The sequence below is a fragment of the Arthrobacter sp. PAMC25564 genome, assembly GCF_004798705.1.
In the GTDB taxonomy this organism is placed as follows: Bacteria; Actinomycetota; Actinomycetes; order Actinomycetales; family Micrococcaceae; genus Arthrobacter.
This window is the reverse complement of the sequence record NZ_CP039290.1, coordinates 3,616,442-3,641,082: the sequence shown is the minus strand read 5'-3', so window position 1 is coordinate 3,641,082 and position 24,641 is coordinate 3,616,442. Positions and strand designations below refer to the sequence as shown.

The window sequence follows — 24,641 nt, the reverse complement described above, 5'->3', positions numbered from 1 at the left end:
GTCAGTGCCGATCTGGGGAGGGGATGGCTGCGGGCGGGGTGGGCGGTGCAGTTGCCGGGCCGGCGAAACCGGAGCCGAGCAGGCTCATGGAATCGATCAGGAGCTGGCGCAGGGTGGAGAGGGAGCCGGGGCCGAGGTCGCCGCCGCACCGGGCGAACCACACGTCCAGCGCGGCTTTGCCGCAGGCGATGACGGAGCCGGCCAGGGCGTGGAGGTACAGTTCATCGATCCCGCCGGCGGCTCCGTCATCGGCTCCGTCCCGGGCTCCGTTGGCAAAGCGTTCGCGGGCGGCGTTGATGATCTGTTCGGTGCAGTGGTCCCAGGCCTCCAGCTCGGAACGGCTGAGCGCCGGGTTGGCCTGGCCCAGGCTGTAGAGCTCGGCCACGGGTGCGACGGTCATGGGGTCGGCCAGCTGGACAAGGGCTGCCCGGGCCGATTCCAGGATGGGTTCGCCGGGCGGGCGCAGCCGGAACTGCTGGAGCGCGGTGTCCAGGAAGCCGAAGGTCACCGAGGCGAGGGCCGCTTCGGTGCTGCCGAAGTAGTTGAAGAAAGTCCGGCGGGAGATCCCCGCGGCGTCGGCGATGTCCTCGACAGTGAAGTTGCCGGGCCCCCTGACTCGGAGCAAGCCCAGGGCCGCGTCCGTGATGGCCTGGCGGGTGGCCGCCTTGTTGAGTTCGCGGCGGGTTGGCGGGGGCGCCGGGGGGCTGTCGGATATCGCGGGGGGCACGCGCTTACACTACGTGCATCTTTGCACTCCGGGCAAGTATCCGTTGCTGTGGCGGCGCCAGCAGGATTCACAGGAAGCTGAAAGGTGGGAAACAGCCATTTGTGATGCTGCGGCGGCAAACTAGGAGTGGTCTTGAAATATGGACTCCCCGGGAAGACCGCCAGCCACAGCGCCGTCACCGCACGGCAGATCCAGGAGAAACACATGTCACGCAGGAAGAAGATCGCCCTCGGCTTGGGGGCCGGGGCCCTGGCCCTCGGAGCCGGGCTCGGAGTCGCCGGAATGGCATCCGCAACGACGACTCCCGCACCTACGCCCAGCTCGAGCGCCCAGGCGGGCGCCCAGGACGGCGGCCACGGCATGCGCGGACGCCACGGCGGCCTGGGAATGGGGGAGCGAGCCAAAGAACTCGCTGCCAAGCTGGGCATCGACGAGTCCAAGGTCGCCGACGCGCTGAAGGCCTTCCGGCAGGCCAACAAGCCGGCCACCCCGCCGGCCGACGGTAGTAACGACGGGCAGAAGCCGGACCGTGCCGCAACGGAGAAGGCCTTGGCCGCGTCCCTGGCGAAGTCGCTCGGCATTGACGAATCAAAGGTCACCGCGGCCCTCGACGAACTCCGCACGCAGGCGCAGACTGACCACGCCGCAGCGCTGAAGCCCCGGCTGGACCAGGCCGTCAAGGACGGCACCCTGACCCAGGCTGAGGCGGACGCCGTCACCAAGGCTGCCGAAAAGGGCGTGATCGGCGGCCGCCGCTGACCAACGCGAAACGCAGCTTAACGAAGAAGTCCCCGGGAGATTCCCGGGGACTTCTTCGGCGTAACGCTACTGTTTCGCAGCGAGGTCAGGCTTTGGCACCGGCCAGTTCGCGGCTTTCCTGGGGCGCCGCGGAAGCAGCGGCAGCGGAAGGGTCGACGGCGGCGGCGTCGACGTCGTCCGCGAACGGATCACCGTTGCGCGGTGCGTTGTAGAGCACCTCGTCCAGCATGCCCTGGCGCTTGGCCACGATAGCCGGGACGAGCGCCTGCCCGGCCACGTTGACGGCGGTGCGGCCCATGTCCAGAATCGGGTCGATCGCCAGCAGCAGGCCGACGCCGGCCAGCGGCAGTCCCAACGTTGAGAGCGTCAGGGTCAGCATGACGACGGCGCCGGTGGTGCCTGCCGTCGCGGCCGAGCCGAGCACGGAGACGAGAACGATCAGCAGATACTGGGTAAAGTCGAGCTGGATGCCGAAGAACTGCGCCACGAAGATCGCTGCGATGGACGGGTAGATCGCGGCGCAACCGTCCATCTTGGTGGTGGCGCCCAGCGGCACCGAGAAGGAGGCGTAGGGGCGGGGGACGCCCAGGTTCCGCTCGGTCACGCGCTGGGTCAGCGGCAGGGTGCCGATCGAGGAGCGCGAGACGAAGGCCAGCTGCACTGCGGGCCAGACGCCGGAGAAGTACTGCCTGATGGACAGGCCGTGGCTGCGGATCAGGATGGGGTAGACCACGAACAGGACAAGGGCCAGGCCGATGTAGATGGCGACGGTGAACTTGCCCAGCGAGCCGATGGTGTCCCAGCCGTAGACGGCGACTGCGTTGCCGATCAGGCCGACGGTACCGAGCGGTGCAATGCGGATGATCCACCAGAGCACCCTCTGGATCACGGCGAGGGCGGAGGCGTTGAGGTTCAGGAACGGCTCGGCGGCTGTGCCCGCCTTGAGGGCCGCGACGCCGACGGCGATGGCGATCACCAGGATCTGGAGCACGTTGAAGCTCACAGCGGTGGTGGCGACGCCGTCGGTGACGGTGGTGCTTGCGCCGAGGCCGAGGAAGTTCTTGGGGAACAGGCCGGTCAGGAAGGCCCACCAGTCACCGGACTTGCCGGTGTACTTGGCCTGCTGGGAAATGCCGGTGTTGGCGCCGGGCTGCAGCAGCACGCCCAGGCCGATGCCGATCAGTACGGCGATCAGCGAGCTGATCGCGAACCAGAGCAGCGTGTTCCAGGCCAGCCGGGCAGCGTTGGAGACTGCGCGGAGGTTGGAGATGGAGCTGACGACGGCGGTGAAGATGAGGGGGACGACGGCAGTCTGCAGCAGCGAGACGTAGCTCGAGCCGATGGTCTGCAGCGTGGTGCCGAGGGCGTTGGGGTTTGCCTTGGTGCTGCCGGTGTACTTGGCGAGAAGGCCAAGGCCGAGGCCGACGACCAGGGCGGCGATGATCTGGAAACCGAACGATCCGGCCCATTTGGGCAGCTGGAAACCGGGCTTTCCTGCGCGGGAGGGGGTGCTTGTCTGAGTGCTCACCGGAACACGCTAGGCCGGGTAAGATACAGCTTCCACTCGATATTGAGGAACGTTACGCCAGGAAATTCCCGGGCCATCGTCACATCGTCTGAAAATCGCTGGATCTGGGCACTTTTGTGAAGTTATTCCCGGCAAGCATGTGGCAAGCGTCTCGCTGATAGGGCCGACCTCCGGCACGGCGGGTGGTCGAGGCCTTACCCCAGCAGTGCGCGCTTGAGGGTGTCGAGCCCCACGGAGCCGATGTTCAGGGCCTTGGTGTGGAAGGCCTTGAGCTCGAAGCCGGGCCGGGTTTCCAGCTCGGCGCGGATCTGCTCCCACAGCCGCTGGCCCACCTTGTAGGAGGGGGCCTGGCCCGGCCAGCCGAGGTAGCGGACGAATTCGAACTGCAGCTGGCCTTCGCTGTCCGGGAGGTTGGCACGGAGGAACCCGAGGCCCTTCTCCGAGGTCCAGGTCCCCGAGCCCCATCGTTCGGGTACCTCGAGCTCGAGGTGCACACCGATGTCGAACACCACGCGGGCGGCCCGCATCCGCTGCATATCCAGCATGCCCATGTGGTCACCCGGATCCGTGAGGTAGCCCAGTTCCGCCATCAGCTTCTCGGCGTACAGCGCCCAGCCCTCGCCATGGCCGGAGGTCCAGCAGACGTTGCGGCGCCACTTGTTCAGCAGTTCCCGGCGGTAGGTGGCGGTGCCAATCTGCAGGTGGTGGCCGGGGACGCCCTCGTGGAACACGGTGGTGGTTTGGGCCCACGTGGTGAAGGTGTCCTCGCCCGGCGGCACGGACCACCACATGCGGCCGGGGCGGCTGAAGTCGTCCGAAGGGCCGGTGTAGTAGATGCCGCCCTCGTCCGTCGGCGCAATCCGGCATTCGAGCTTCTTCATGACGTCCGGGATCTCGAAGTGGACGCCCGCGAGGTCCGCCACGGCCCGGTCCGAGAGGCCTTGCATCCAGGCCTTCAGGGCGTCGGTGCCCTTGATCCGGCGGGCGGGATCGTTGTTCAGGATCTCCTTGGCCTCCTCGATCGTGGCACCGGGCCGGATCTGCGCGGCCACGCGTTCCTGCTCGGCGACGATGCGGTCAAGGTCCTGCACACCCCACGCGTAGGTCTCCTCGAGATCCACCGTGGCGCCCAGGAACTCGCGGGAGGCAAGGGCATAGCGCTCGCGGCCGACGGCGTCCTTGGCGGGGGCCACGGGCAGCAGTTCGGACTCCAGGAAGCCGGCCAGCCGGGAGTAGGCGGCACGCGCGGCGGCAGCACCGGCGTCGAGCGTAGACTGCAGTTCCGGCGACAGCGGCCCCTCGGCGGTCTTGGCGCCGGCCGCGAGCTTCGCGAAAAAGCCGTCCCCTGCGGCGTACTTGGTGACCTGCTCGATCACGATCGAGACCTGGCGGGCTGCGGCGACTTTGCCGTCCTCCTTCGCGGCCCGCAGCGAGTCGATGTAGCCGCCGATCGCGGCGGGGACGTTGTGCGCCCGGCCGGCGATGTGGCCCCACTGGCCGGCGGTGTCGGTGGGCATCAGGTCGAAGATCGCACGGATCTCCTGCGGCGGGGAGGCGATGTTGTTCAGCTCGGCCAGATCCCAGCCGGAGGCGTGGATCTCCAGCTTCAGGCCCAGCCGCTCGCGCATGGCATCAAGGGTGACGGCGTCGACGTCGTCGGCCGGCTCCAGGCCGTCCAGGCCTGCGAGGGCTTCCCGCGCCGCGGCGGCGAATTCCTCCTGGCCCGCAGGGGAGAAGTCCTGGTACCCGGTCTCGTGGCCCGGCAGGCCGAGCTCGGTGGCGAAGCTCGGGTTAAGCCGGATCAGGGCGTCCGTGTAGGCATCGGCAACGGCATCGATGGCGGTCTTCGCGCGCACCCCGGACGTGTTTTCGGAAGCGGTGGTTTCGGTAGTCACCCGACGAGACTAGCCGGGCCCCGGCGGTTATGAAAGGGTTGCTGAACTTTTCCGCGGTGGGTTGCAGCCTTCCTGTGCCGTCCTCCTACGCCGTCTTCCTTCGCCGCAGTCCTTCGCGTTTTCCTTCCAGGGGGCGTCAGCCGCGGCTGCGGCGCCAGGCATCGGGGCCGGGCTTCGGGGCGAGCCGCAGCTGCTGCCGGCGGACCCAGTGCCGGGCGCTCGGCTTCTCCGGCGCCGCCGGTTGCCCCTGTCCCAGGGACAGCACGACGGCGGTCAGCGCGGCCAGTTCCTCCGGCGTCGGCTCACCCTTCACAACGGCGAGCACGGGTGCGTCTGGAGCGTCGACAGGTCCCACCGGCGGATCGGCGGGGATCACAGCGGGATGTTCCCGTGCTTCTTGGCGGGCAGGGGGGCCCGTTTGTCCCGCAGGGCGCGCAGGCCCTTGATGATCTGCACGCGGGTTTCGGACGGGGCGATGACGGCGTCCACGTAGCCCAACTGCGCGGCCTGGTACGGGTTGAGCAGCTCTTCCTCGTACTGGCGGATGACCTCGGCGCGCTTGGCCTCGACATCGCCGCCGGCCTCCGCCACGGCCGCGAGCTCGCGGCGGTACAGGATGTTGACCGCGCCCTGGGCGCCCATGACGCCGATCTGCGCGGTGGGCCAGGCGAAGTTCAGGTCCGCGCCGAGCTTCTTGGAACCCATCACGATGTACGCCCCGCCATACGCCTTGCGCGTGATCACGGTCAGCTTGGGAACTGTGGCCTCGGCGTAGGCGTAGAGCAGTTTGGCGCCGCGGCGGATGATGCCCTGGAACTCCTGGTCCTTGCCCGGCAGGAAGCCCGGCACATCCACCAGCGTGATGATGGGGATGTTGAAGGCGTCGCAGTGCCGCACGAAGCGGGCGGCCTTTTCCGAGGCGGCGATGTCCAGGGTGCCGGCGAACTGCATGGGCTGGTTGGCCACGATCCCCACCGTGTGGCCCTCGACCCGGCCGTAGCCGATGATCACGTTCGGGGCGTAGAGGGACTGCATCTCCAGGAAGTGGGCGTCATCCACGATCTGCTCGATGACCTTGCGCATGTCATAGGGCTGGTTGGCCGAGTCCGGGATGAGGGCGTCGAGGGCGAGGTCCTCGTCGTCGGGCTCCAGCTCCTGCGCGTGACCGAGCACGGGGGCCTCGGCGAGGTTGTTGGAGGGCAGGAAGTCGAGCAGTTCGCGGACGAATTCGATCGCGTCGGTCTCATCGGAGGCGAGGTAGGTGGAGGTTCCCGTGGTGGAGTTGTGCTGGCGGGCGCCTCCGAGGGTTTCCATGTCCACGTCTTCGCCCGTGACGGTCTTGATCACGTCCGGGCCGGTGATGAACATGTGCGAGGTCTTGTCCACCATCACCACATAGTCGGTCAGCGCGGGGGAGTAGGCGGCGCCGCCGGCGGACGGGCCCATGATGAGGGAGATCTGCGGGACGACGCCGGAGGCGTGGACGTTGTTGCGGAAGATGTCCGCGAACATGGCCAGCGAGGCGACGCCTTCCTGGATGCGGGCGCCGCCGCCGTCGAGGATGCCCACCACGGGGCAGCCGTTGCGCAACGCGAACTCTTGGACCTTGACGATCTTCTCGCCGTTGACCTGGCTCAGCGAGCCGCCATAGACCGAGAAGTCCTGGCTGTAGACGGCGACGGGCCGGCCGTCCACCGTGCCGTAGCCGGAGACGAGGCCGTCGCCGAGCGGCTTCTTCTTTTCCATCCCGAAGGCCGTGGAGCGGTGCACCGCCAGGGCGTCAAACTCGACGAAGGAGCCGGCGTCGAGCAGCAGGTCGATGCGCTCGCGGGCCGTGTTCTTGCCCCGCGCATGCTGCTTCTCGATGGCTTCCGGTCCGGAGGGTTGCTCGGCGCGCACCTGGCGGTCACGGAAGTCTGCAATCTTTCCCGCAGTCGTGGTCAGATCGTGGCTCATCGAGTGTCTCCGGCTCTGTAGCTGATGGTGGTACGGGTAGTCGCTGGCCCTGTACCGCGCACCGGTTTAAGTGGATTCCGCACAAAACTCGGGGACGTTCGCCAGGGCCCTGATGGCAAGTCTAGTGATGCCGGCGGCCCATGCCGCTGTAGAAAACCTACAATTTTCCCCCGTTTCCTCGCCGCCAACAATGTTACCCATGAGTAACATCAGTCGGCTACAGTGTGCTCATGACTTCAAGCAACGATGCCTCGGGCCCCGTCTCAGGCCCGTACCAGCCCGCCGGTTCCCTCCGGGGCCGCACCATCCTCATCTCCGGCGGCAGCCGGGGGATCGGTCTGGCCATCGCCACCCGGGCGGCCCGGGACGGCGCCAACATCGTGCTGATGGCCAAGACCGGCCAGCCGCACGCCAGGCTGGAAGGCACGGTCCACTCCGCTGCCGAACAGATCCGGGCCGCCGGCGGCGAGGCGCTGCCCCTCGTGGGGGATGTGCGCGATGACGACGACGTCGCCGGTGCGGTTGCCGCCGCCGTCGGACGCTTCGGCGGGATCGACATCGTCATCAACAACGCCTCCGCCATCGACCTGTCCAGGACCGACGCCGTGGACATGAAGCGCTACGACCTGATGCAGGACATCAACGTCCGCGGCACCTTCCTGCTCTCCAAGCTCGCCCTGCCGGCACTGCGCGAATCCGACGCCGGGCAGATCCTGACGCTCTCCCCACCGCTGAACCTGGATCCCAAATGGGCAGGCCTGCACCTGGCGTACACCATGGCGAAGTACGGCATGAGCCTGACCACCCTGGGGCTGGCCGAGGAGCTCAAGGAGGACGGCATCCGGGTGAACTCGCTCTGGCCCTGCACCCTGGTCGACACCGCCGCGATCCGGAACATGCCGGGCGGCGAGATGATCGTCAAGGGCGCCCGTGGTTCCGGGATCATGGCCGACGCGGCCCACGCCGTGCTGACCGGAAGCAACGCGGTTCCGGATTCGGGCAGCCGGAGCGGGAACTTCTACACCGATGAGCAGGTCCTCGCCGCGGCCGGCGTCACGGACTTCACCCCGTACAGCCCCGGGGTGCCGGAGGACCGGCTGGTCCCTGACATTTTCCTCTGAACTTGCTGACTGTTTTCAGCCGCCTGGCCTGCGGAACTTCCCCGCGTTTGAGGACCCGGGGCCGAAAATCCCCGGCATGTCCGGCCGACCCGCCGGAGCTGCCGGCCAAAGGCGGGGAGCTTCCGCGGACCGGGCCGGAGCCGGAGGGGTGGTAACTCGGTAGGATTCAAGCATGGAAGCCGCACAGGAAACCCCGGACCGCCCGCCGTTGGACCAGAATGCCCTGTGCGACGGGGCGTTCCTCTCCGCCAACGGCATCCCGCAACTGGCCGTCGTGGAGTCCACCGGGTCCACCAACGCGGACCTGCTGCGCGGCGTGACCGAGGATCCGGATGCGTGGCCCGACCTCTCCGTGCTTGCCGCCGAATACCAGAGCGCCGCCCGCGGCCGGCTGGACCGCCGCTGGGAAGCACCGGCCCGCAGTTCCCTCTCCGTCTCGATCGTGCTCCGGCCGGTCAACGCCGAGGGACGGCCGTTGCCGACCCAGAGCTACTCCTGGCTCTCGCTGCTCGCGGCGCTGGCACTGCGCGAGGCGCTGCTCGAAACCGCGGGCATTCCGGCCGAGCTCAAGTGGCCCAACGACGTCCTGGTGCGCGGCAGGAAGATCGCCGGGATCCTCGCCCAGCTCGGCCCCCTGGGTGACGGTGCGGTGCCGCCCGTGGTACTCGGCACCGGGCTCAACGTGACCCTCACGGAGGCCGAACTGCCGGTTCCCACCGCCACCTCCGTGCTGCTGGAAAATCCGGCCACCGTGAACCGCACGGCACTGTTGAAGAGCTATCTGTCCCGCTTCGCCGCCCTCTACCGGAGCTTCTGCAACGCCGACGGCGACCCGGCCGCCGGCATGGCCGGCGGCCCCTCGCTGCACAAGCGGGTGGAGCACCTGCTCAGCACCCTCGGCAAGCAGGTCCGCGCGCAGCTCCCCGGCGACCATGAAATCATCGGCCACGCCTCGCGGCTGGATGAGTACGGCTCCCTCATGGTGGTCGACGCAGCCGGCCATGAGCACGTGGTGACCGCCGGTGATGTGGTGCACCTGCGCCCCTGGACCCCACCGGGCACCGGATCAGATGCCGGGGACGATGCAGCCGGATCGGATGCCGGCGGCGCCGAGAGCGGCTATGCGTAAAGAGCTCCTGCCGGGAGAGCAAGTGATTGTGGTGACCCGGCCCCAGCCCCGGACGCTGATTGTTCCGGCGCTGTTGTTCGTTGTGGTTCCCGCCCTGGCCGCCTATGCCAGCGCCTGGATTGTGAAAGGTGGCCCCGGCAAGCTGGTCCCGCTCGTCACGAAGGACTGGACGGCCTGGCTTGTCGCGGTCTGCGTGGCGCTGGCGGCGTGGGTACTGCTGGGCTACTGCCTGCCGCGCGTGCTGAGGTGGCATGCCACCCGCTACACCCTGACCAGCCAGCGCTTGGTTGCCCGTTACGGCATGCTCCGGCGGCGCGATCAGCAGGTTTCTTTGGCCGCTGTCCGTAATGTGCTTATTGAGCAGTCGTTGCTTCAACGCGCATTGCGGTCCGGGAATATATCCTTGGATACCGGACACCCCTCCAGCACGGTGGTCCCCGACGTCCCGGAGGCCGCGACGTTCCGAAACTTCGTACTGGATGCCATCGACGGCCTGCCACCGGGCGGGACGCCTGGGGCCGAAGGCATGATGCATCACCCCGAGGGGGCCTGGCCGTGGGAGACGAGAGAAGGTGGAAGAGATGAACGCTGAGAACGTCCACCAAGAGACCGGACTCGTGGCCGGGGAGCCGTCGCAGGACGCTGACGCCGTCGTCGACGCCGCCGCTCTCGAAGCAGCCGTGTTTGACACCGATGCCCCGCGGACCGGCACCGTCTCCGCTGAGCGGCTTGCCGAACGCCTCGCCGCCAAGGCCCTGGAAACCCGGCTGCTCGGCGGCGAACGCAAGCTCCGCCGTCGGGAAGTCGCCGCGGGCGCCGGGCTCTCCCTTCTGTCCGCCCGGAAACTCTGGCGCGCCCTGGGCTTCCCCAACTTCGGGGATGAAGACGTCGCCTTCACCGAGCGGGACCAGGCGGCGCTGAACACCGTGGTGGACCTGGTGCGGGCGGGCAAACTGACCGAGGAAGCCGCGATTTCCGTCACCCGCTCCATCGGCCAGATGACCGACCGCATGGTGGTGTGGCAGATCGAAGCCCTCGTTGAAGACATGGTGCAGAAGCAGGGCGTCACCGATGCGGTGGCCCGCAAGCGGCTGGTGAGCGAACTGCCGTCCCTTGTGGACGCCCTTGAGGAAATGCTCGTCTACTCCTGGCGCCGCCAGCTCAACGCCGGGGTCCAGCGGCTGGCCCTGCGCGCCGAGGCCGGGCTGGCGTCCAGCGAGGAAGGCCGCGAAGGCGACGAGGACGATGCCCCGCTGCCGCTCGCCCGCGCCGTCGGCTTCGCGGACCTGGTCTCCTACACGAGCCTGTCCCGGCGCATGAACGAAAAAACGCTTGCCCAGCTCGTGCAGCGCTTCGAGAACAAGTGCGCCGAGATCATTTCCGTCGGCGGCGGCCGGCTCGTGAAGACGGTGGGCGATGAGGTCCTGTACATTGCCGAGACCCCCGCGGCCGGCGCCGAGATCTCGCTGGCCCTGTGCCAGGCCTTCACGGAGGATGAGATCCTGCCGGAAGCCCGGGTCGCCATGGTGTGGGGCCGCATCCTCTCCCGGCTGGGGGACATTTACGGGCCGACCGTCAACCTCGCCGCACGGCTCACCGCGCTGGCGGACCCGGGAACGGTGCTGGTGGACTCCATGACCGCGGCTGCCCTGGACCAGGACGAACGCTTCGTCCTGGTGCCGCGCCCGGCCGAGGACGTCCGCGGCTTCGGCGAGATCCATCCGGTGCAGCTCCTGCGCGGCCGCGGCCGGGGCCTCGTCCTGGACTGAGGCCCGGGCTTCCCACCTGCAGGCCCGTATGCAATAGTCGGACCGGCGGTTGCAGCCCGGCAGGGCCCCGGACCGCCGTAGTTTTCGCCAGCGATGCCTTAGCTAGGACTGTCATGAATCCAGAGCCGGACGCCCCCATCCCTGCTCCGCAAGGGAAGCAGGGACTGCGGCTGCGCTGCGGGTACGGCACGGACCGGGGCCTGCGCCGTGAGACGAACGAGGATTCCTTCATCGCCGCCGATCCCGTCTTCGCCGTCGCGGACGGCATGGGCGGGCACGAGGCAGGGGAGGTGGCCAGCGGCATCTGCGTGCGCACCCTCGCCGGGATCCCCCAGCTGGCCGGCGGGGGCCGGGACGCCACCGCCGGCGTCGTCCAGCAATATCTGTACGCGGCGGACGAGGGCATCCGCGAGGCCACCGGATCCCTCGCCGGGACCACGCTCTCCGGCGTCGTGGTGGTGGAACAACTGGGCGTTGCCTACTGGCTGGTCCTGAACATCGGCGACTCGCGCACCTACCGGCTCAGCCACGGCACGCTCAGCCAGGTCAGCGTTGACCACTCCGAAGTCCAGGAACTGGTCGACGCCGGCCAGATCACCCGAGCCCAGGCCGCGGTCCATCCGCGCCGGCACGTGGTGACGCGCGCCCTCGGCAGCGGGGATGAGACGGAGGCCGACTTCTGGCTCCTGCCGATCGAGGACGGCGACCGGATGCTGGTCTGCTCCGACGGACTCAACGGTGAACTGGACGACGACCGGATCGCCCGCATCCTGACGTCCGAGGCGGATCCGCAGCAGGCCGTTGACGAACTGATCCAGGCGGCCCTGCGCAGCGGCGGCCGGGACAACGTCACCGCGATTGTCGTCGACGCCGGTCTCGACGCCGGACCCGCCGCGGGCTGACCGGACCCCGCCGGCCGGACAACGGCCGCGATCTAGGGCAGGATAGTCCTGTGAGTACAGGGAAGACTGCGGCAGGCACCGCAACACAGCGTGACGTACCGGGCGAAGGGCAGGATCAGGCGGGCGGGCTGGTCCCCTCCGGGGCCGTCCGCGAAGAGTACGAGGACCTCGTCGAGCAGGTCCGCAAGCACCGCTTCGCGTACTACCAGGAGGATGCGCCGATCATCTCCGACGCCGAGTTCGACGAACTCTACCGGCGGCTGGAGACGCTCGAGGCCATGCACCCCGAACTCGTCGCCAACGATTCGCCCACCCAGGAGGTCGGCGGCGAGGTGTCCGCCGCGTTCGCCGCCGTCGAACATCTGCAGCGCATGTACAGCCTGGAGGACGTCTTTTCGCTGGCGGAGCTGGAGGCCTGGATTGCCAAGGCGGAAGCCAACATCGCCAGGCTCGGCAACGGAACGCCGTCCTGGCTCACCGAACTCAAGATCGACGGCCTGGCCGTCAACCTTCTCTACCGCGACGGCGTACTGGTCCGCGCCGCCACCCGCGGCGACGGCACCACCGGTGAGGACATCACCCACAACGTCCTGACCATCAGGGAAATCCCGCAAAAGCTCACCGGCGGCAACTTCCCGGCCGAGATGGAGGTCCGCGGCGAGGTCTTCATCCCGTCCAAGGCCTTCGCCGAATTCAACGAGGCCCTGATCGAGGCGGGCAAGGCGCCGCTGGCCAACCCGCGCAACGCCGCCGCCGGGTCTCTGCGGCAGAAGGACCCGGCGGAGACCGCCAAGCGGCCACTGCGCATGTATGTGCACGGCATCGGCGCCCGCGAAGGGCTCGAGACGGCCAGCCAGTCGGAGACCTACCGCCAGCTCGCCGCGTGGGGGCTGCCCACCAGCCCGTACTTCGAGGTCCTTCCAACCCTCAAGGACGTGCTGGAATTCATCACCCGCTACGGGGACAAGCGTCACAGCCTTACGCACGAGATTGACGGCATCGTGGTCAAGGTGGACGCCTTCGCCACCCAGCGGGCGCTCGGCTACACATCCCGCGTGCCGCGCTGGGCCGTGGCCTACAAGTACCCGCCCGAGGAAGTCCACACCAAGCTGCTGGACATCCAGGTGAACGTGGGCCGCACCGGCCGGGTCACCCCGTACGGCGTGATGGAACCGGTCAAGGTGGCAGGCTCCACGGTGGAAATGGCCACCCTGCACAACCAGGAGGTCGTCAAGGCCAAGGGCGTGAAGATCGGCGACATCGTGGTGCTGCGCAAGGCCGGGGATGTCATCCCGGAGATCGTCGGCCCGGTCCTGGCCCTCCGGGACCAGCAGGATCCGCCGGTCCGGGACTTCGTTATGCCCACCGAATGCCCCGCCTGCGGCACACCCCTGGCCCCGGCCAAGGAGGGGGACGTCGACATCCGCTGCCCCAATTCCCGCTCCTGCCCGGCGCAGCTGCGCGAACGCGTCTTCCACCTGGCCGGCCGCGGCGCCTTCGATATCGAGGCGCTCGGCTGGGAAGCCGCCATCGCCCTGACCCAGCCGGCCGAGCCGGAAACGCCGCCGCTGACCACCGAGGCGACGCTGTTCCGGCTCAAACCCGAAGACCTCGCCAACGTCCGGATCCGGCGGGAAAAGCGGTCCAAGGGCGTGGCCACCGGCGAGTTCGAGCTCGTGCCCTACTTCTACAGCAAGGGCACCGCCAAGACGCCGTCCAAGCCGACCGCCACCACCGACAAACTCTTCAAAGAACTCGAAAAGGCAAAAACCCAGCCCCTCTGGCGCGTGCTTGTGGCGCTGTCCATCCGGCACGTCGGGCCGCGGGCTTCGAGGGCGCTGGCCACGGCGTTCCGCAGTATGGACGCCATCCGGCAGGCCTCCGAGGAGGAGCTCGCCCACGTCGACGGCGTCGGGCCGGTGATCGCCGCCGCGCTGAAGGAATGGTTCGCCGAGGACTGGCACCGCGAGATCGTGGCGAGCTGGGCGGTCGACGGCGTGCGGATGGAAGACGAGCGCGACGAGTCCATGCCACGGACCCTGGAAGGGCTGACGATCGTCGTGACGGGCAGCCTCGAGGGCTTCAGCCGGGACGAGGCGAAGGAAGCGATCCTGATCCGCGGCGGCAAGGCTGCCGGATCGGTGTCCAAGAACACGAGCTATGTCGTGGCCGGCGAGAACTCCGGCACCAAGCTGGACAAGGCCGAGCAGCTCGGCGTCCCGGTCCTGGACGAGGACGGCTTCCGCGCCCTGCTCGCCGACGGCCCGCCCAACGCTTCCGACAAGGAAGAAACCCAGAAAGTGGTAGCCGAATGAATGCGGACCCCGCAGCCTTACTGGAACTTGCCAAAGCGGCGGCAGCAGCCGGGGCGGCCGTCCTGGCCACCCGCAACGCCGCTGCCCTGGACGTCAGCAACAAGGGCGATTCCGGGGACTGGGTGACCGCCTTCGACGTTGCCGCCGAGGCCGCCGTCCGGGACATCATCACTACGGCCCGGCCCCAGGACATCATCACGGGAGAGGAGGGCGGGACCGTCCTGCCGGACACGCCGAGCGGCTACCGCTGGTCCATCGATCCACTCGACGGCACCACGAACTTCATCCGGAACATCGTCTACTACGGCACCTCCGTGGCTGTGGCGGACCCCGACGGCGTCTGGCTGGCCGGCGTCGTCAACGCCCCGGCGCTGGGCCGGACCTACTTCGCCGCCCGCGGACACGGCGCCTGGCTCCAGGAGAAGGGGCAGCTGACCCAGCTCAACGGCCCCGTCCCCGGACGCACCGGGCAGATCCTGGCCACCGGCTTCAGCTACGACCCGGCCGTCCGGGCGGAACAGTCGGCCGGTCTCGGCAGCATCATGGCGGGCTTCGCCGATGTGCGCCGCCTCGGCTCCGCGGCACTGGACCTGTGCCTCGTGGCCGACGGCACCCACGACGCGTACGGCGAACGCGGCCTGAACGAACACGATTTCGCCGCGGGCGCCCTGATCGCCGAGGAGGCCGGCTGCTGGGTGCGCCGGCCGCGGCTGACCAGCCCGCTGGCCGGCGGCCCGTCCGACGGTGAACGGCTGGCATCCTGGACCTGCGCCGGCACCCTGGAACTCTCCGGCACGTTCCCGCTCTGAGGGGCCGGCCCGTACCATGGACAGGTGCATCCGCAGATCCTCATCCGTCCCGCAGTTCCGGCCGATTACGACGCCATTGCCCGCATCACCAGGGAGTCCTACCTGGCCGCGGGCTATTTCGAAAGCGCCGACCACCCCTATATGCGGCAGGTCCAGGATGTTGAAGAGCGGGCGGCGAAGGCCACCATCTGGGTGGCGGAACGCGCGGGCCAGGTCGTGGGGTCCGTGACGCTCGCCGTGGCGGGGGAGCCCTACGCCGACATCGCCCGGAGCGACGAGCTGGAGTTCCGCATGCTCGTGGTGGACCCGGCTGTACAGCGCAGCGGCGCCGGCAAGGCCATGATCGAGGCCATCATCGAGCATGCCAGGTCGCTGCCCGGGATCAGGGCGGTGGCCCTGACCACGGGCGTGAGCTGGGAAAGTGCCCACGGGCTGTACCGGAAGACGGGTTTCCGCCGGGTCCCGGAGCGGGACTGGCTGGTGCCGGGCACCGACATAAAGCTGCTGGTTTACCGGCAGGACGTCGGGCCGACCTAAAGTGGTGCCGACCCAACCGCGAAAGGCACACCATGCGCAAGACATTCGGCACCGGCTCCACCTGGGAAGAGAAGGTCGGCTACTCCCGCGCCGTCCAGGTGGACAACACCCTCTACATCTCCGCCACCGCGGCCAGCGGTGACGACGGCGTCGTGGGCCAGGACTTCTACACCCAGACCCGCTACATCCTGGAAAAGCTGGGGGCCGTGCTGGCCGACGCCGGCTTCGACTACGCCGACGTCGTGCAGTCCAAGCTGTACCTGACGGACATCAGCCAGTGGGAGGAAGCCGGGCGCGCCCACGGCGAGGTCTTCGGCGGGATCCGCCCTGCCCTCGCACTGGTCCACGTGCTGCCGTTCCTGGACCCCAAGATGCTGGTCGAGATCGAACTCGTCGCCCAGAAGAGCGTCAACTAACCGCAACTAACGGCAACTAACCGCAACTAACCGCAACGCGGGGTCACTTCCGGCCCATCCCGAACCCCGGGATGGGCCGGAAGTGACCCCGCGTTGGTTGTCCGGGGCATCAGCCGGGTGTTGCCGGCAGCCGTAGCGGTGTTCGGGCCGCCCGGTAGTGCCGTAGCGCAGCTGGATTTCCACGGCGCCGTCGTCGGCGAGCGCTGACAGGTACCGCTGGGCGGTGGCCCGGGACACTCCCACCCTCCCGGCGACCTCGGCGGCGGAATACTGCTCGCCCGGCACCAGGGATTCCAGCACCGTGGCCTCGGTGGCAGACCGGGGCCTGGCCGAGGCAATGACGTCGCCCGGGATGAGGGCGCGCTTGGCGCGTTCCACCGTGTGCTGGTCCGCCGCCCCCGGCTGGGCCAGGATACGCCGGTACCGGGCATAAGAGCGCAGCTGCTGCGAGAGGGCTTCCGCGGTGAACGGCTTGAGCAGGTAGCCCAGGGCCCCGCGCCGGAACGCGAGCCGGAGGGACGCAGCGTCCGAGGCTGCGCTGAGGATCATGGTGTCCACATCCAGCTGGTGCAGCAGATCCAGCCCGGAGGCATCGGGCAGGTAGACGTCCAGCAGCACCAGGTCCGGGCGCAGGCTGTGGATGGCCTGCAGCGCCTGAGAGGCGGAGCCGGCCGTCGGCAGCGCCACGAACCCCGCCACCGAATCCACATAGGCGGCATGCAGCTTGGCGACGTGGAAATCATCATCCACAATCAGCACCCTGAAATCCTCAGGCATCGTTGTCCCTTTCGTTGGGCTTTGTCGCTCCCGGCAGCGTGGCCATGAACACCGCTCCGGGGCCGCCGGGGGAGCCCTGGTCCAGCACCCGCACGTCCCCGCCGCGGCGGCGGGCCAGCTGGCGGGCCAGCGCCAGCCCCAGCCCCTGGCCTGCCCCCGTCCGGGCCGGCCGTTCCGACGTCGTGAACCCCTCCGCGAACGCGGTGTCCGCTCCGGTCCCGGCGGCGGGCAGCCCGTCGCCGGAATCGCCGACGACGATATGCAGCGTGCCTCCGTCGGATCCGGTGCCGGGTTCGTCCAGGATCTCCACCTCGACCCAGCGCTCCGGTGAGGAGCCGGCGACGGCGGCATTCACGGCGTTGTCGACCAGGTTGCCGAGGACGGTGGTGACCTCCTGCGGTTCGGTGACCTGGCCGCGGACCTGGGTTTCCGGCCCGAGCCGCAGGGTAACACCACGCTCGTCGGCTTCCACCCCCTTGGCCCCCAGGAAGGCCTGGAGGTACGGGTCCTGGAGCAGCCCGGCCTGGTCGACCGGGAATTTCAGCGGACCCGTGGCCACCAGCCCGGCGACGTACTCACGGGCCTGCCGGTGCTGTCCGATGCCCATGAAGCCGGCGATGGTGTGGAGCTGGTTCGCGAACTCGTGCCGCTGGGCCCGGAGCGCGCCGGACATGGTACCGACGGCATCGAGCTGGCGGGTCAGCTGCTGGAGCTCGGTGCGGTCACGCAGCATGAGGACCCAGCCCAGGTCCTCGCGCCCGTGCAGCGCCTTGCGGGCGCTCGCCACCAGGACCCTGCCGCCGGCCACGAGCTCGACCGCGTCGCCCTCGGCCGCGTCCGCCTTGGTCAGCGCTTTCAGCCGGGCAGGCACCGGCGCCCCGGCCCAGGAGGTCCCGGTCAGATCGGGCTCCCCGAGCAGCCGCTGGGCCGCCGCGTTGAAGACGCTGATCCGGCCGTCCTCGGAAACGCCGATCACGCCGTCGTCCACGCCCTGCAGCACGGCCACCTGGTCATGGACCAGGGTACTGATTTCTTCCGGTTCCAGTCCCAGCGTCAGCCGCTGCAGCCGCCGTCGCAACAGGAACGACGCCAGCGCCCCGACGATCAGGGCCCCGGCTGCGGTCAGGGCAATGGGGATGATGTCCCGGGCGAGGCTTTGGCCGATGGTCTCCGTGGAGTAGCCGACGCTCACCTCGCCCACGACGGCGGCGGAGCCCGGGGCGAACACGGGGACTTTGGCCCCGGCGGAGGGACCCAGTGTGCCGGTGTTCCGGGTGGTGACCTCCTTGCCGGCCAGGGCCTCGGACGGGTCCGTGCTGACCTTTTCGCCCAGCCGCTCGGCGTCCGGGTGCGCCAGGCGGATGCCGGTCTCGTCCGTGATGACGACGAACAGCGCCCCGGTGCGGGCGCGGGCGCCTTCCGCGGCGGCCATCAGCGGACCGGCGAGCAGCTCGGCCGCCGGGGGAGCGGCGGGAAGGGCGCTGATGGATTGGACCTCCGCCCGCACACCCGGGTCCGAGGCCACGGTCCGGGCCAGGGTCAGGGCCTGGTTCTCGGCTTCGCGTCCCAGCCGGTCGTAGCTCAGCCAGGCATGGACGGCGCTACTCAGGAGCACCACCAGCGCCACGACGCCCAGCTGCAGCAGGAGCATCTGGGTGGAAAAGCGCAGGGGAGTACGGCGGGATGTTCTCTCCATGATGGTCCTTCCCTGGCGGCTTAGGGCGTGTGAGCACAATGAGCTAAATGCGTCCAATAAGCAGTATGCCAATCAAATGAGGCAAAGGGCCGGCCGTGACGGACGCCACTCTAACGTCTGTAGTGCGCATCACACCGGAGTGGTGCCGTTCACAAGAAGGAGCCGGCCGTGCTGGTATTACTTGGATTCGCCATGAGCGCGGTATTCATGGTGCTGATCATGACGAAGAAGCTGACGCCGGTGCTGGCGCTCATCATCGTCCCCACAATCTTCGGACTCTTCGCCGGCGCAGGCCTGGGCATCGGCACCATGGTGCTTGACTCGATGAAGTCCATGACGTCGACCGCCGCGCTGTTGATGTTCGCGATCATCTACTTCGGCCTGATGATCGACGTCGGGCTCTTCGACCCGCTGGTCCGGTTCATCCTGCGCAAGCTCGGCAACGACCCCGCCAAGGTGGTCCTGGGCACGGCCATCCTCGCCGCCGCGGTCTCCCTGGACGGTGACGGCTCCACCACGTTCATCCTGACCACCGCGGCAATGCTGCCGGTCTACCTGCGGCTGAAGATGAGCCCCGTGGTCCTGACCTGTGTGGCCGGCCTGGCCAACGGCACCATGAACATCCTGCCCTGGGGCGGTCCGACGGCCCGTGCCGCCACCGCGCTGAAGATCAGCGTTTCCGAAGTCTTTGTCCCGATGATCCCCTCGCTCATTGCCGGCCTGGTGGTCGTGTTCGTCTTCGCCTGGCTGCTGGGCCTGCAGGAACGCAACCGCCTCCGCTCCGCCGCCCCGGAAATCTGGGGCCCTGCTGACACGCCCGACGGCGGCGCGTCCACCCGTGGTACCGGTGCCGGCCGCTTCGGTTTCGGACGCAAGGGCCGTGGTCCCCGTGCTGCGGGCCCCGCCGGCGGAACCGCCGCCGCCGGCGGCTCTTCGGTGGCCATCCTGGACCGCACCGATGACCTTGTCGATGAGCGCGACTCCGCCATGGCCGACACCGCTCTGGATCCCAACCGCGCCACCCTGCGGCCCAGGCTGCAGTGGTTCAACCTGGGCCTCACCGTCGCCATTATGGTCCTGCTGGTCGCCGACCTCGTCCCGCTGCCGTTCGTGTTTATGGTGGGCTCCGCGTTCGCCCTGCTGGTCAACTTCCCCAAGCTCAAGGACCAGGGCGCCCAGCTCATCGCCCACGCCCCTTCGATCGTGGCCGTGGTCAGCATGGTCATGGCCGCCGCGGTCCTGACCGGTGTCCTCAACGGCACCGGCATGGTCAAGGCCATGTCCACCTGGCTGGTCCAGATCATCCCCGCCGACATGGGCCCGCTCATGGCCGTCATTACCGGGGTCCTGAGCATCCCGATGACGTTCTTCATGAGCAACGACGCCTTCTACTTCGGCGTCCTGCCGGTGCTCAGCGAAACGGCAGCCCACTACGGCATCAGCGCCGCCGAAATGGCCCGGGCTTCCATCACCGGCCAGCCCTTCCACCTGCAGAGCCCCCTGGTCCCGGCCATCCTGCTCCTGGTCTCCCTCGCCAAGGTGGATCTCGGCGACCACCACAAGAAGGTCCTCTGGCGCACTGCCGTCGTCTCCCTCGTAATGCTCGGAGTTGGAGTGGCAACCGGAGCCATCGGCATCGGCTGACAAACCCAAACAGCAACGCGGGGTCAGCTACGGCCCATTCCGGCCTTCCGGATGGGCCGTAGCTGACCCCGCGTTGCCTGGGCCGGCGGCGGACGGCGGCAGGGCGTCCGGACACGTAGACTGGGACGGAAAATAATCCGAACTTGCAGGGGAGATCCATGGCTGCGATCAACCGCGACGACGTCGCGCATCTCGCGCATCTCGCGCACATCGAGATGAGTGCTGAAGAGCTGGACAGGATGGCCGGCGAACTCGCCGTCATCGTTGAATCGGTGAAATCCGTCAGTGAAGCCGCCGGTGATGACGTCCCGGCCACTTCCCACCCGATCCCGCTGACGAACGTCTTCCGTGAGGACGTGGTGGGCCACACTTTCACCGCCGAGCAGGCACTCTCCGGCGCCCCCGACGCCTACGAAGGCCGCTTCAAGGTCCCGGCAATCCTGGATGAGGGCTAAGAACATGACTGACAACGAACTGATCCGCTCCTCCGCCGCCGCGCTCGCCGCGAAGCTGGCCGCCCGCGAAGTCTCCGCCGTCGACGTCACCCAGGCGCACCTGGACCGCATCGCCGCCGTCGACGGCCAGGTCCATGCCTTCCTGCACGTCAACACGGACGAGGCGCTCGCCGTCGCCGCCGAGGTGGACGCCATCCGTGCCGCCGGCGGCGCCGCCGCCGGGGAGCTCCATGCCCTGGCCGGCGTGCCGATCGCCGTCAAGGACCTCATCGTCACGATCGGCCAGCCCACCACGGCCGGCTCGAAGATCCTCGAGGGCTGGCACAGCCCCTACGACGCCACCGTCGTCGAGCGCCTGCGCGCGGCCAGGATGCCGATCCTGGGCAAGACCAACCTGGACGAATTCGCGATGGGCTCCTCCACCGAGCACTCCGCGTACGGCCCCACCCACAACCCCTGGGACCTGGACCGCATCCCGGGCGGCTCCGGCGGCGGTTCCGCTGCCGCCGTCGCGGCGTTCGAAGCCCCGCTGGCCCTCGGCACGGATACCGGCGGCTCCATCCGCCAGCCCGCTGCCGTCACCGGCACCGTCGGCGTGAAGCCCACCTACGGCGGGGTCTCCCGCTACGGCGCCATCGCGATGGCGTCCTCGCTGGACCAGATCGGCCCGGTCTCCCGTACCGTGCTGGACTCGGCCCTGCTGCACCAGGTCATCGGCGGCCACGATCCGCGCGACTCCACCTCGCTGCCGGACCCACTGGAGGACCTCGTCGCCGCCGCCCGGATCGGCAATGTGGACGGCATGAAGATCGGCATCATCAAGGAACTCCACGGCGAGGGCTACCAGGCCGGCGTCGAGACCCGTTTCAACGAGTCCCTTGAGCTGCTCAAGGGTGCCGGCGCCGAGATCGTCGAGGTCTCCTGCCCCAACTTCAAGTACGCCCTGGGCGCGTACTACCTGATCATGCCCTCCGAGGCATCCTCGAACCTGGCCAAGTTCGACGGCGTCCGGTACGGCCTGCGGGCCCTGCCCAAGGACGGTCCGCTGACGATCGAACGCGTTATGGGAGCCACCCGCGCGGCCGGCTTCGGCGACGAGGTCAAACGCCGCATCATACTGGGCACCTACGCCCTGAGCGCCGGCTACTACGACGCCTACTACGGCTCGGCCCAGAAGGTGCGCACCCTGATCCAGCGCGACTTCGACGCCGCGTTCGCCAAGGCCGATGTGCTGATCTCCCCGACGGCCCCGACCACGGCGTTCAAACTCGGCGAGAAGCTCAACGACCCGCTGGCGATGTACCTCAACGACGTCGCCACCATCCCGGCCAACATGGCAGGCGTTCCCGGACTGTCCCTGCCCGGCGGCCTGGCGGACGAGGACGGGCTTCCGGTCGGCGTCCAGCTGCTGGCCCCGGCCCGCCAGGATGCCCGGCTGTACCGCGTCGGCGCGGTGCTCGAATCCCTCCTCGAGGCGCAGTGGGGCGGCCCGCTGCTGGACAAGGCCCCTTCCCTGGCGGCTCCTTCCCTCACCGCATCTTCTGACGCCGTCGCGAGCCACGGAGGTTCCCACTAATGACTGACGCAACCCTGAGCTTCGAAGAGGCCATGGAGAAGTACGATCCCGTCCTGGGGTTCGAGGTCCACGTGGAGCTCAACACCAAGACCAAGATGTTCTCCTCCGCGCCCAATGTCTTCGGCGACGAGCCCAACACGAACGTCAACGAGGTGGACCTGGGCATGCCTGGCGTGCTGCCGGTGGTGAACAAGACGGCGATCGAGTCCTCGATCAAGATCGGCCTGGCCCTGAACTGCAAGATCGCCGAGTCCTGCACATTTGCCCGGAAGCAGTACTTTTACCCGGACACACCCAAGAATTTCCAGACGTCACAGTATGAAGACCCGATCGCGTACGACGGCTACCTGGACATCGAACTCTCCGACGGCACGATCTTCCGGGTGGAGATCGAACGCGCCCACATGGAAGAGGACGCCGGCAAGCTCACCCACATGGGCGGCGCCACCGGACGCATCCAGGGCGCGGACTACTCCCTCGTGGACTACAACCGCTCCGGTGTGCCGCTCGTCGAGATCGTGACCAAGCCGATCGAGGGCGCCGGCAGCCGCGCCCCGGAACTCGCCAAGGCCTATGTGGCCGCCGTCCGCGAAATCGTGAAGAACCTCGGCGTCTCGGACGCGAAGATGGAACGCGGCAACGTCCGCTGCGACGCCAACGTCTCGCTGCGCCCGCACGGCCGCGAGCGCTTCGGCATCCGCTCGGAGACGAAGAACGTCAACTCGCTGCGTGCCGTCGAACACGCCGTCCGCTACGAGATCCAGCGGCACGCCGCCGTGCTCGATTCCGGCGAGCCGGTCATCCAGGAAACCCGCCACTGGCACGAGGACACCCGCACGACGACGTCCGGCCGGGCCAAGTCCGACGCCGACGACTACCGCTACTTCCCGGAACCGGACCTGGTGCCGATCGTGGCCTCCCGCGAATGGGTCGAGGAACTGCGCGCCACGCTGCCCGAGCCGCCGGCCGCGCGCCGCAAGCGACTGCAGGCCGACTGGGGCTACTCGGACCTCGAGTTCCGCGACGTCGTGAACGCCGGCGTTATGGACGAGATCGAGGAAACCATCGCCGCCGGCGCCACCGCCACGGTCGCCCGCAAGTGGTGGATGGGCGAGATCGTCGGGCGCGCCAAGAACGCCGACGTCGACCCGGGCCAGCTCGGCGTCGAACCCGCCACCATCGTGGAGCTGAACCAGATGGTCGAGGACGGCAAGATCAACAACAAGATGGCCACCGAGGTCCTCGACGGCGTGCTCGCCGGCGAAGGCACCCCGGCGGAAATCGTGGCGAAGCGCGGCCTCGCCGTGGTCTCCGACGACGGCCCCCTGCTCGAAGCCATCGACGCGGCCCTCGCCGCGCAGCCCGACGTCGCGGACAAGATCCGCGGCGGCAAGCTCCAGGCGATCGGCGCGATCGTCGGCGGCGTCATGAAGGCCACCCGTGGGCAGGCCGACGTCGGCCGGGTGCGCGAGCTGATCCTGGCGAAACTCGGAGTTGAGGGCTAAGCCCGAAGCACCGCACGACGCGCAAAAGCCCTGCCGCTGCCGGAATTCCGGCAGCGGCAGGGCTTTTGCGCGTCGCGGGGCGGGTTGCGCAGCGCCAGGCGCGAGGGGGCTTAGTGCGTCAGGTCCTTGCCCTTGGTCTCGGGGATGGTGACGACGAAGGCGATGCCGATCAGCAGCAGGATCACCGCGTAGACGTTGAACAGCCTGGCCTGTCCGATGGTGCCGAGCCAGGTCTGCAGGTACGGGGCGGTGCCGCCGAAGACCGCGACGCAGATGGAGTACGGGATGCCGACGCCGATGGTGCGGATCTTGGTCGGGAAGAGCTCGGCGTAAACGGCGGGGACGATGGCCGCGTTGCCGGCGATGAAGAACAGCATCACGGACATGCCACGGCCAGCTGCCAGGGCGAGTCCTTCAGGAGCCACGTCATCGGGAAGAACAGCACGGCGGCCCCGGCCGAGCTCGCGATCAGCACGGGCTTGCGGCCGATGCGGTCGGACAGCTTGCCCCAGAACGGCAGGGCGGCGATGAAGACGATGTTGGCGATCACACCGGCCCACAGGGCGTCTCCGCGGTCCATCTTGAGCGTGGTGGCGGCGTAGCTCGGAGCCACCGCCCCCAGATGTAGTAGGACACCGTGGCGACAGCAGCGGAAATCGCCCGGGCGCTGGGCCGCAACCCCGCCACCGTCCAGCGGCAGCTGAACCGGGTGCTGTCCAGCCAGATGCTGTCCTTCCGCTGCGAAATCGCGCAGCAGTACTCGGGGTATCCGGTCACCTGCCAGTGGTTCGCCAACGTGCCGCCGGGCCAGCATGAGGCCGCAGCAGCCGAGCTGCGCAGCTTCCGCAACGTCAGGCTCAGTGCCTCCACCACGGGACGCACCAACTTTGTCATCCTGATGTGGTTGCATTCCCTTGCGGACGTCATGAACGCCGAGCTGGCACTCCAGCAGCGGATCCCGGGCATCGTGCTGGTGGAAAGCGTTGTTGTGCTCAGCGCCGCCAAGCGGGTCGGCTGGATGCTGAACCCGGACACGACGGCGAGCGGCGCCGTCGTCGTCCCCGCTGCCGGGCCCCGCCCAACTGGCTCGCAGTTGTTGTCGTTATGAGCGCTCAAAACGACAAC

20 protein-coding genes and 3 pseudogenes are annotated in these 24,641 nt (G+C 68.6%); 15 read left to right on the top strand and 8 right to left on the bottom strand.

All coding sequences use genetic code 11. The annotated features are described in order from the left end of the window. Position 1 precedes the first annotated feature (1 nt). Entirely contained in the window at positions 2-727 is a 726-nt protein-coding gene (locus E5206_RS16960) for a TetR/AcrR family transcriptional regulator (RefSeq protein WP_240689804.1), read from the bottom strand. A gap of 204 nt (positions 728-931) precedes the next feature. On the opposite strand from E5206_RS16960, the gene E5206_RS16955 reads away from it, so the two are divergent. Next, on the top strand, positions 932-1,486 hold the full coding sequence (locus E5206_RS16955; protein ID WP_136324190.1) for a hypothetical protein: 555 nt from the start codon (positions 932-934) through the stop codon (positions 1,484-1,486). 85 nt (positions 1,487-1,571) lie between these two features. Here the strand turns inward: E5206_RS16955 and E5206_RS16950 are convergent, their stop codons facing one another. From E5206_RS16950 to E5206_RS16935, 4 genes are all read right to left on the bottom strand, one after another. After that, the gene (locus E5206_RS16950; RefSeq protein ID WP_136323511.1) at positions 1,572-3,014 is read right to left on the bottom strand and encodes a dicarboxylate/amino acid:cation symporter; all 1,443 of its coding nucleotides are present in this window, start codon (positions 3,012-3,014) and stop codon (positions 1,572-1,574) included. 194 nt (positions 3,015-3,208) lie between these two features. Then, positions 3,209-4,909 carry a DUF885 domain-containing protein gene (locus E5206_RS16945; RefSeq protein ID WP_136323510.1) on the bottom strand — a complete coding sequence of 567 codons (1,701 nt, stop codon included), beginning with the start codon at positions 4,907-4,909 and terminating at the stop codon, positions 3,209-3,211. Between the two features lie 136 nt (positions 4,910-5,045). Then, on the bottom strand, positions 5,046-5,285 hold the full coding sequence (locus tag E5206_RS16940) for an acyl-CoA carboxylase subunit epsilon (RefSeq protein WP_240689803.1): 240 nt from the start codon (positions 5,283-5,285) through the stop codon (positions 5,046-5,048). Next, positions 5,282-6,865 carry an acyl-CoA carboxylase subunit beta gene (locus E5206_RS16935; RefSeq protein ID WP_136323509.1) on the bottom strand — a complete coding sequence of 528 codons (1,584 nt, stop codon included), beginning with the start codon at positions 6,863-6,865 and terminating at the stop codon, positions 5,282-5,284. Before E5206_RS16935 ends, E5206_RS16940 begins: the two co-directional genes overlap by 4 nt. 230 nt (positions 6,866-7,095) lie before the next feature. Here E5206_RS16935 and E5206_RS16930 point away from each other — a divergent pair, with 230 nt between their 5' ends. The 9 genes from E5206_RS16930 to E5206_RS16890 all read left to right on the top strand — a co-directional run bounded on the left by E5206_RS16930 (position 7,096) and on the right by E5206_RS16890 (position 15,863). Continuing rightward, positions 7,096-7,986 (top strand): NAD(P)-dependent oxidoreductase, encoded by an 891-nt coding sequence (locus tag E5206_RS16930; protein ID WP_136323508.1) that lies wholly within the window; start codon positions 7,096-7,098, stop codon positions 7,984-7,986. A 172-nt stretch (positions 7,987-8,158) separates the two neighbouring features. Beyond that, positions 8,159-9,115 carry a biotin--[acetyl-CoA-carboxylase] ligase gene (locus tag E5206_RS16925; protein ID WP_136323507.1) on the top strand — a complete coding sequence of 319 codons (957 nt, stop codon included), beginning with the start codon at positions 8,159-8,161 and terminating at the stop codon, positions 9,113-9,115. Then, on the top strand, positions 9,108-9,707 hold the full coding sequence (locus E5206_RS16920; RefSeq protein ID WP_136323506.1) for a PH domain-containing protein: 600 nt from the start codon (positions 9,108-9,110) through the stop codon (positions 9,705-9,707). The genes E5206_RS16925 and E5206_RS16920 overlap by 8 nt, the downstream gene beginning before the upstream one ends. After that, a complete protein-coding gene (locus tag E5206_RS16915; RefSeq protein WP_136323505.1) occupies positions 9,697-10,884 on the top strand; it encodes an adenylate/guanylate cyclase domain-containing protein in 1,188 nt (395 codons plus the stop codon). Before E5206_RS16920 ends, E5206_RS16915 begins: the two co-directional genes overlap by 11 nt. Positions 10,885-10,997: 113 nt before the next feature. Beyond that, positions 10,998-11,786 (top strand): protein phosphatase 2C domain-containing protein, encoded by a 789-nt coding sequence (locus E5206_RS16910; RefSeq protein WP_136323504.1) that lies wholly within the window; start codon positions 10,998-11,000, stop codon positions 11,784-11,786. Between the two features lie 128 nt (positions 11,787-11,914). Continuing rightward, complete coding sequence (ligA, locus tag E5206_RS16905) at positions 11,915-14,101, top strand: NAD-dependent DNA ligase LigA (protein ID WP_240690203.1); 2,187 nt, start codon at positions 11,915-11,917, stop codon at positions 14,099-14,101. Continuing rightward, positions 14,098-14,910 (top strand): inositol monophosphatase family protein, encoded by an 813-nt coding sequence (locus E5206_RS16900; protein ID WP_136323502.1) that lies wholly within the window; start codon positions 14,098-14,100, stop codon positions 14,908-14,910. The genes ligA and E5206_RS16900 overlap by 4 nt, the downstream gene beginning before the upstream one ends. Positions 14,911-14,934: 24 nt before the next feature. After that, on the top strand, positions 14,935-15,447 hold the full coding sequence (locus E5206_RS16895; RefSeq protein ID WP_136323501.1) for a GNAT family N-acetyltransferase: 513 nt from the start codon (positions 14,935-14,937) through the stop codon (positions 15,445-15,447). Between the two features lie 32 nt (positions 15,448-15,479). After that, a complete protein-coding gene (locus tag E5206_RS16890) occupies positions 15,480-15,863 on the top strand; it encodes a RidA family protein (protein WP_136323500.1) in 384 nt (127 codons plus the stop codon). Between the two features lie 129 nt (positions 15,864-15,992). Here E5206_RS16890 and E5206_RS16885 read toward each other — a convergent pair. Both E5206_RS16885 and E5206_RS16880 read right to left on the bottom strand, forming a co-directional pair. Beyond that, a pseudogene (locus tag E5206_RS16885) lies at positions 15,993-16,640 on the bottom strand (response regulator); the annotation flags it as partial. Beyond that, positions 16,633-18,336: a sensor histidine kinase gene (locus tag E5206_RS16880; RefSeq protein ID WP_205759954.1), complete on the bottom strand. Its 1,704-nt coding sequence runs from the start codon at positions 18,334-18,336 to the stop codon at positions 16,633-16,635. The gene E5206_RS16880 and the pseudogene E5206_RS16885, both read right to left, overlap by 8 nt. Before the next feature lie 168 nt (positions 18,337-18,504). On the opposite strand from E5206_RS16880, the gene E5206_RS16875 reads away from it, so the two are divergent. The 4 genes from E5206_RS16875 (at position 18,505) to gatB (ending at position 23,516) form a co-directional block, all read left to right on the top strand. Further along, the gene (locus tag E5206_RS16875; RefSeq protein ID WP_136323499.1) at positions 18,505-19,980 is read left to right on the top strand and encodes an SLC13 family permease; all 1,476 of its coding nucleotides are present in this window, start codon (positions 18,505-18,507) and stop codon (positions 19,978-19,980) included. 158 nt (positions 19,981-20,138) lie between these two features. After that, on the top strand, positions 20,139-20,435 hold the full coding sequence (gene gatC / locus E5206_RS16870) for an Asp-tRNA(Asn)/Glu-tRNA(Gln) amidotransferase subunit GatC (protein ID WP_136323498.1): 297 nt from the start codon (positions 20,139-20,141) through the stop codon (positions 20,433-20,435). 4 nt (positions 20,436-20,439) lie between these two features. After that, on the top strand, positions 20,440-22,011 hold the full coding sequence (gatA, locus tag E5206_RS16865) for an Asp-tRNA(Asn)/Glu-tRNA(Gln) amidotransferase subunit GatA (protein ID WP_136323497.1): 1,572 nt from the start codon (positions 20,440-20,442) through the stop codon (positions 22,009-22,011). Further along, positions 22,011-23,516: an Asp-tRNA(Asn)/Glu-tRNA(Gln) amidotransferase subunit GatB gene (gatB, locus tag E5206_RS16860; protein ID WP_136323496.1), complete on the top strand. Its 1,506-nt coding sequence runs from the start codon at positions 22,011-22,013 to the stop codon at positions 23,514-23,516. Before gatA ends, gatB begins: the two co-directional genes overlap by 1 nt. 110 nt (positions 23,517-23,626) lie before the next feature. On the opposite strand, the pseudogene E5206_RS16855 reads toward gatB, so the two are convergent. Further along, positions 23,627-24,155 (bottom strand): annotated as a pseudogene (locus tag E5206_RS16855) (MFS transporter); the annotation flags it as partial. A gap of 1 nt (position 24,156) precedes the next feature. On the opposite strand from E5206_RS16855, the pseudogene E5206_RS16850 reads away from it, so the two are divergent. Continuing rightward, positions 24,157-24,624 (top strand): annotated as a pseudogene (locus tag E5206_RS16850) (Lrp/AsnC family transcriptional regulator); the annotation flags it as partial. Positions 24,625-24,641: the final 17 nt, after the last annotated feature.

Excerpts from the sequence above, each read along its gene's own strand:
- E5206_RS16910 (WP_136323504.1), top strand. The coding sequence starts at position 10,998 with ATGAATCCAGAGCCGGACGCCCCCATCCCTGCTCCGCAAGGGAAGCAG.
- E5206_RS16920 (WP_136323506.1), top strand. The coding sequence starts at position 9,108 with ATGCGTAAAGAGCTCCTGCCGGGAGAGCAAGTGATTGTGGTGACCCGG.
- E5206_RS16890 (WP_136323500.1), top strand. The coding sequence starts at position 15,480 with ATGCGCAAGACATTCGGCACCGGCTCCACCTGGGAAGAGAAGGTCGGC.
- gatC (WP_136323498.1), top strand. The coding sequence starts at position 20,139 with ATGGCTGCGATCAACCGCGACGACGTCGCGCATCTCGCGCATCTCGCG.
- gatA (WP_136323497.1), top strand. The coding sequence starts at position 20,440 with ATGACTGACAACGAACTGATCCGCTCCTCCGCCGCCGCGCTCGCCGCG.
- E5206_RS16880 (WP_205759954.1), bottom strand. The coding sequence starts at position 18,336 with ATGGAGAGAACATCCCGCCGTACTCCCCTGCGCTTTTCCACCCAGATG.
- E5206_RS16915 (WP_136323505.1), top strand. The coding sequence starts at position 9,697 with ATGAACGCTGAGAACGTCCACCAAGAGACCGGACTCGTGGCCGGGGAG.
- E5206_RS16955 (WP_136324190.1), top strand. The coding sequence starts at position 932 with ATGTCACGCAGGAAGAAGATCGCCCTCGGCTTGGGGGCCGGGGCCCTG.
- E5206_RS16925 (WP_136323507.1), top strand. The coding sequence starts at position 8,159 with ATGGAAGCCGCACAGGAAACCCCGGACCGCCCGCCGTTGGACCAGAAT.
- E5206_RS16935 (WP_136323509.1), bottom strand. The coding sequence starts at position 6,865 with ATGAGCCACGATCTGACCACGACTGCGGGAAAGATTGCAGACTTCCGT.
- gatB (WP_136323496.1), top strand. The coding sequence starts at position 22,011 with ATGACTGACGCAACCCTGAGCTTCGAAGAGGCCATGGAGAAGTACGAT.
- E5206_RS16900 (WP_136323502.1), top strand. The coding sequence starts at position 14,098 with ATGAATGCGGACCCCGCAGCCTTACTGGAACTTGCCAAAGCGGCGGCA.
- E5206_RS16930 (WP_136323508.1), top strand. The coding sequence starts at position 7,096 with ATGACTTCAAGCAACGATGCCTCGGGCCCCGTCTCAGGCCCGTACCAG.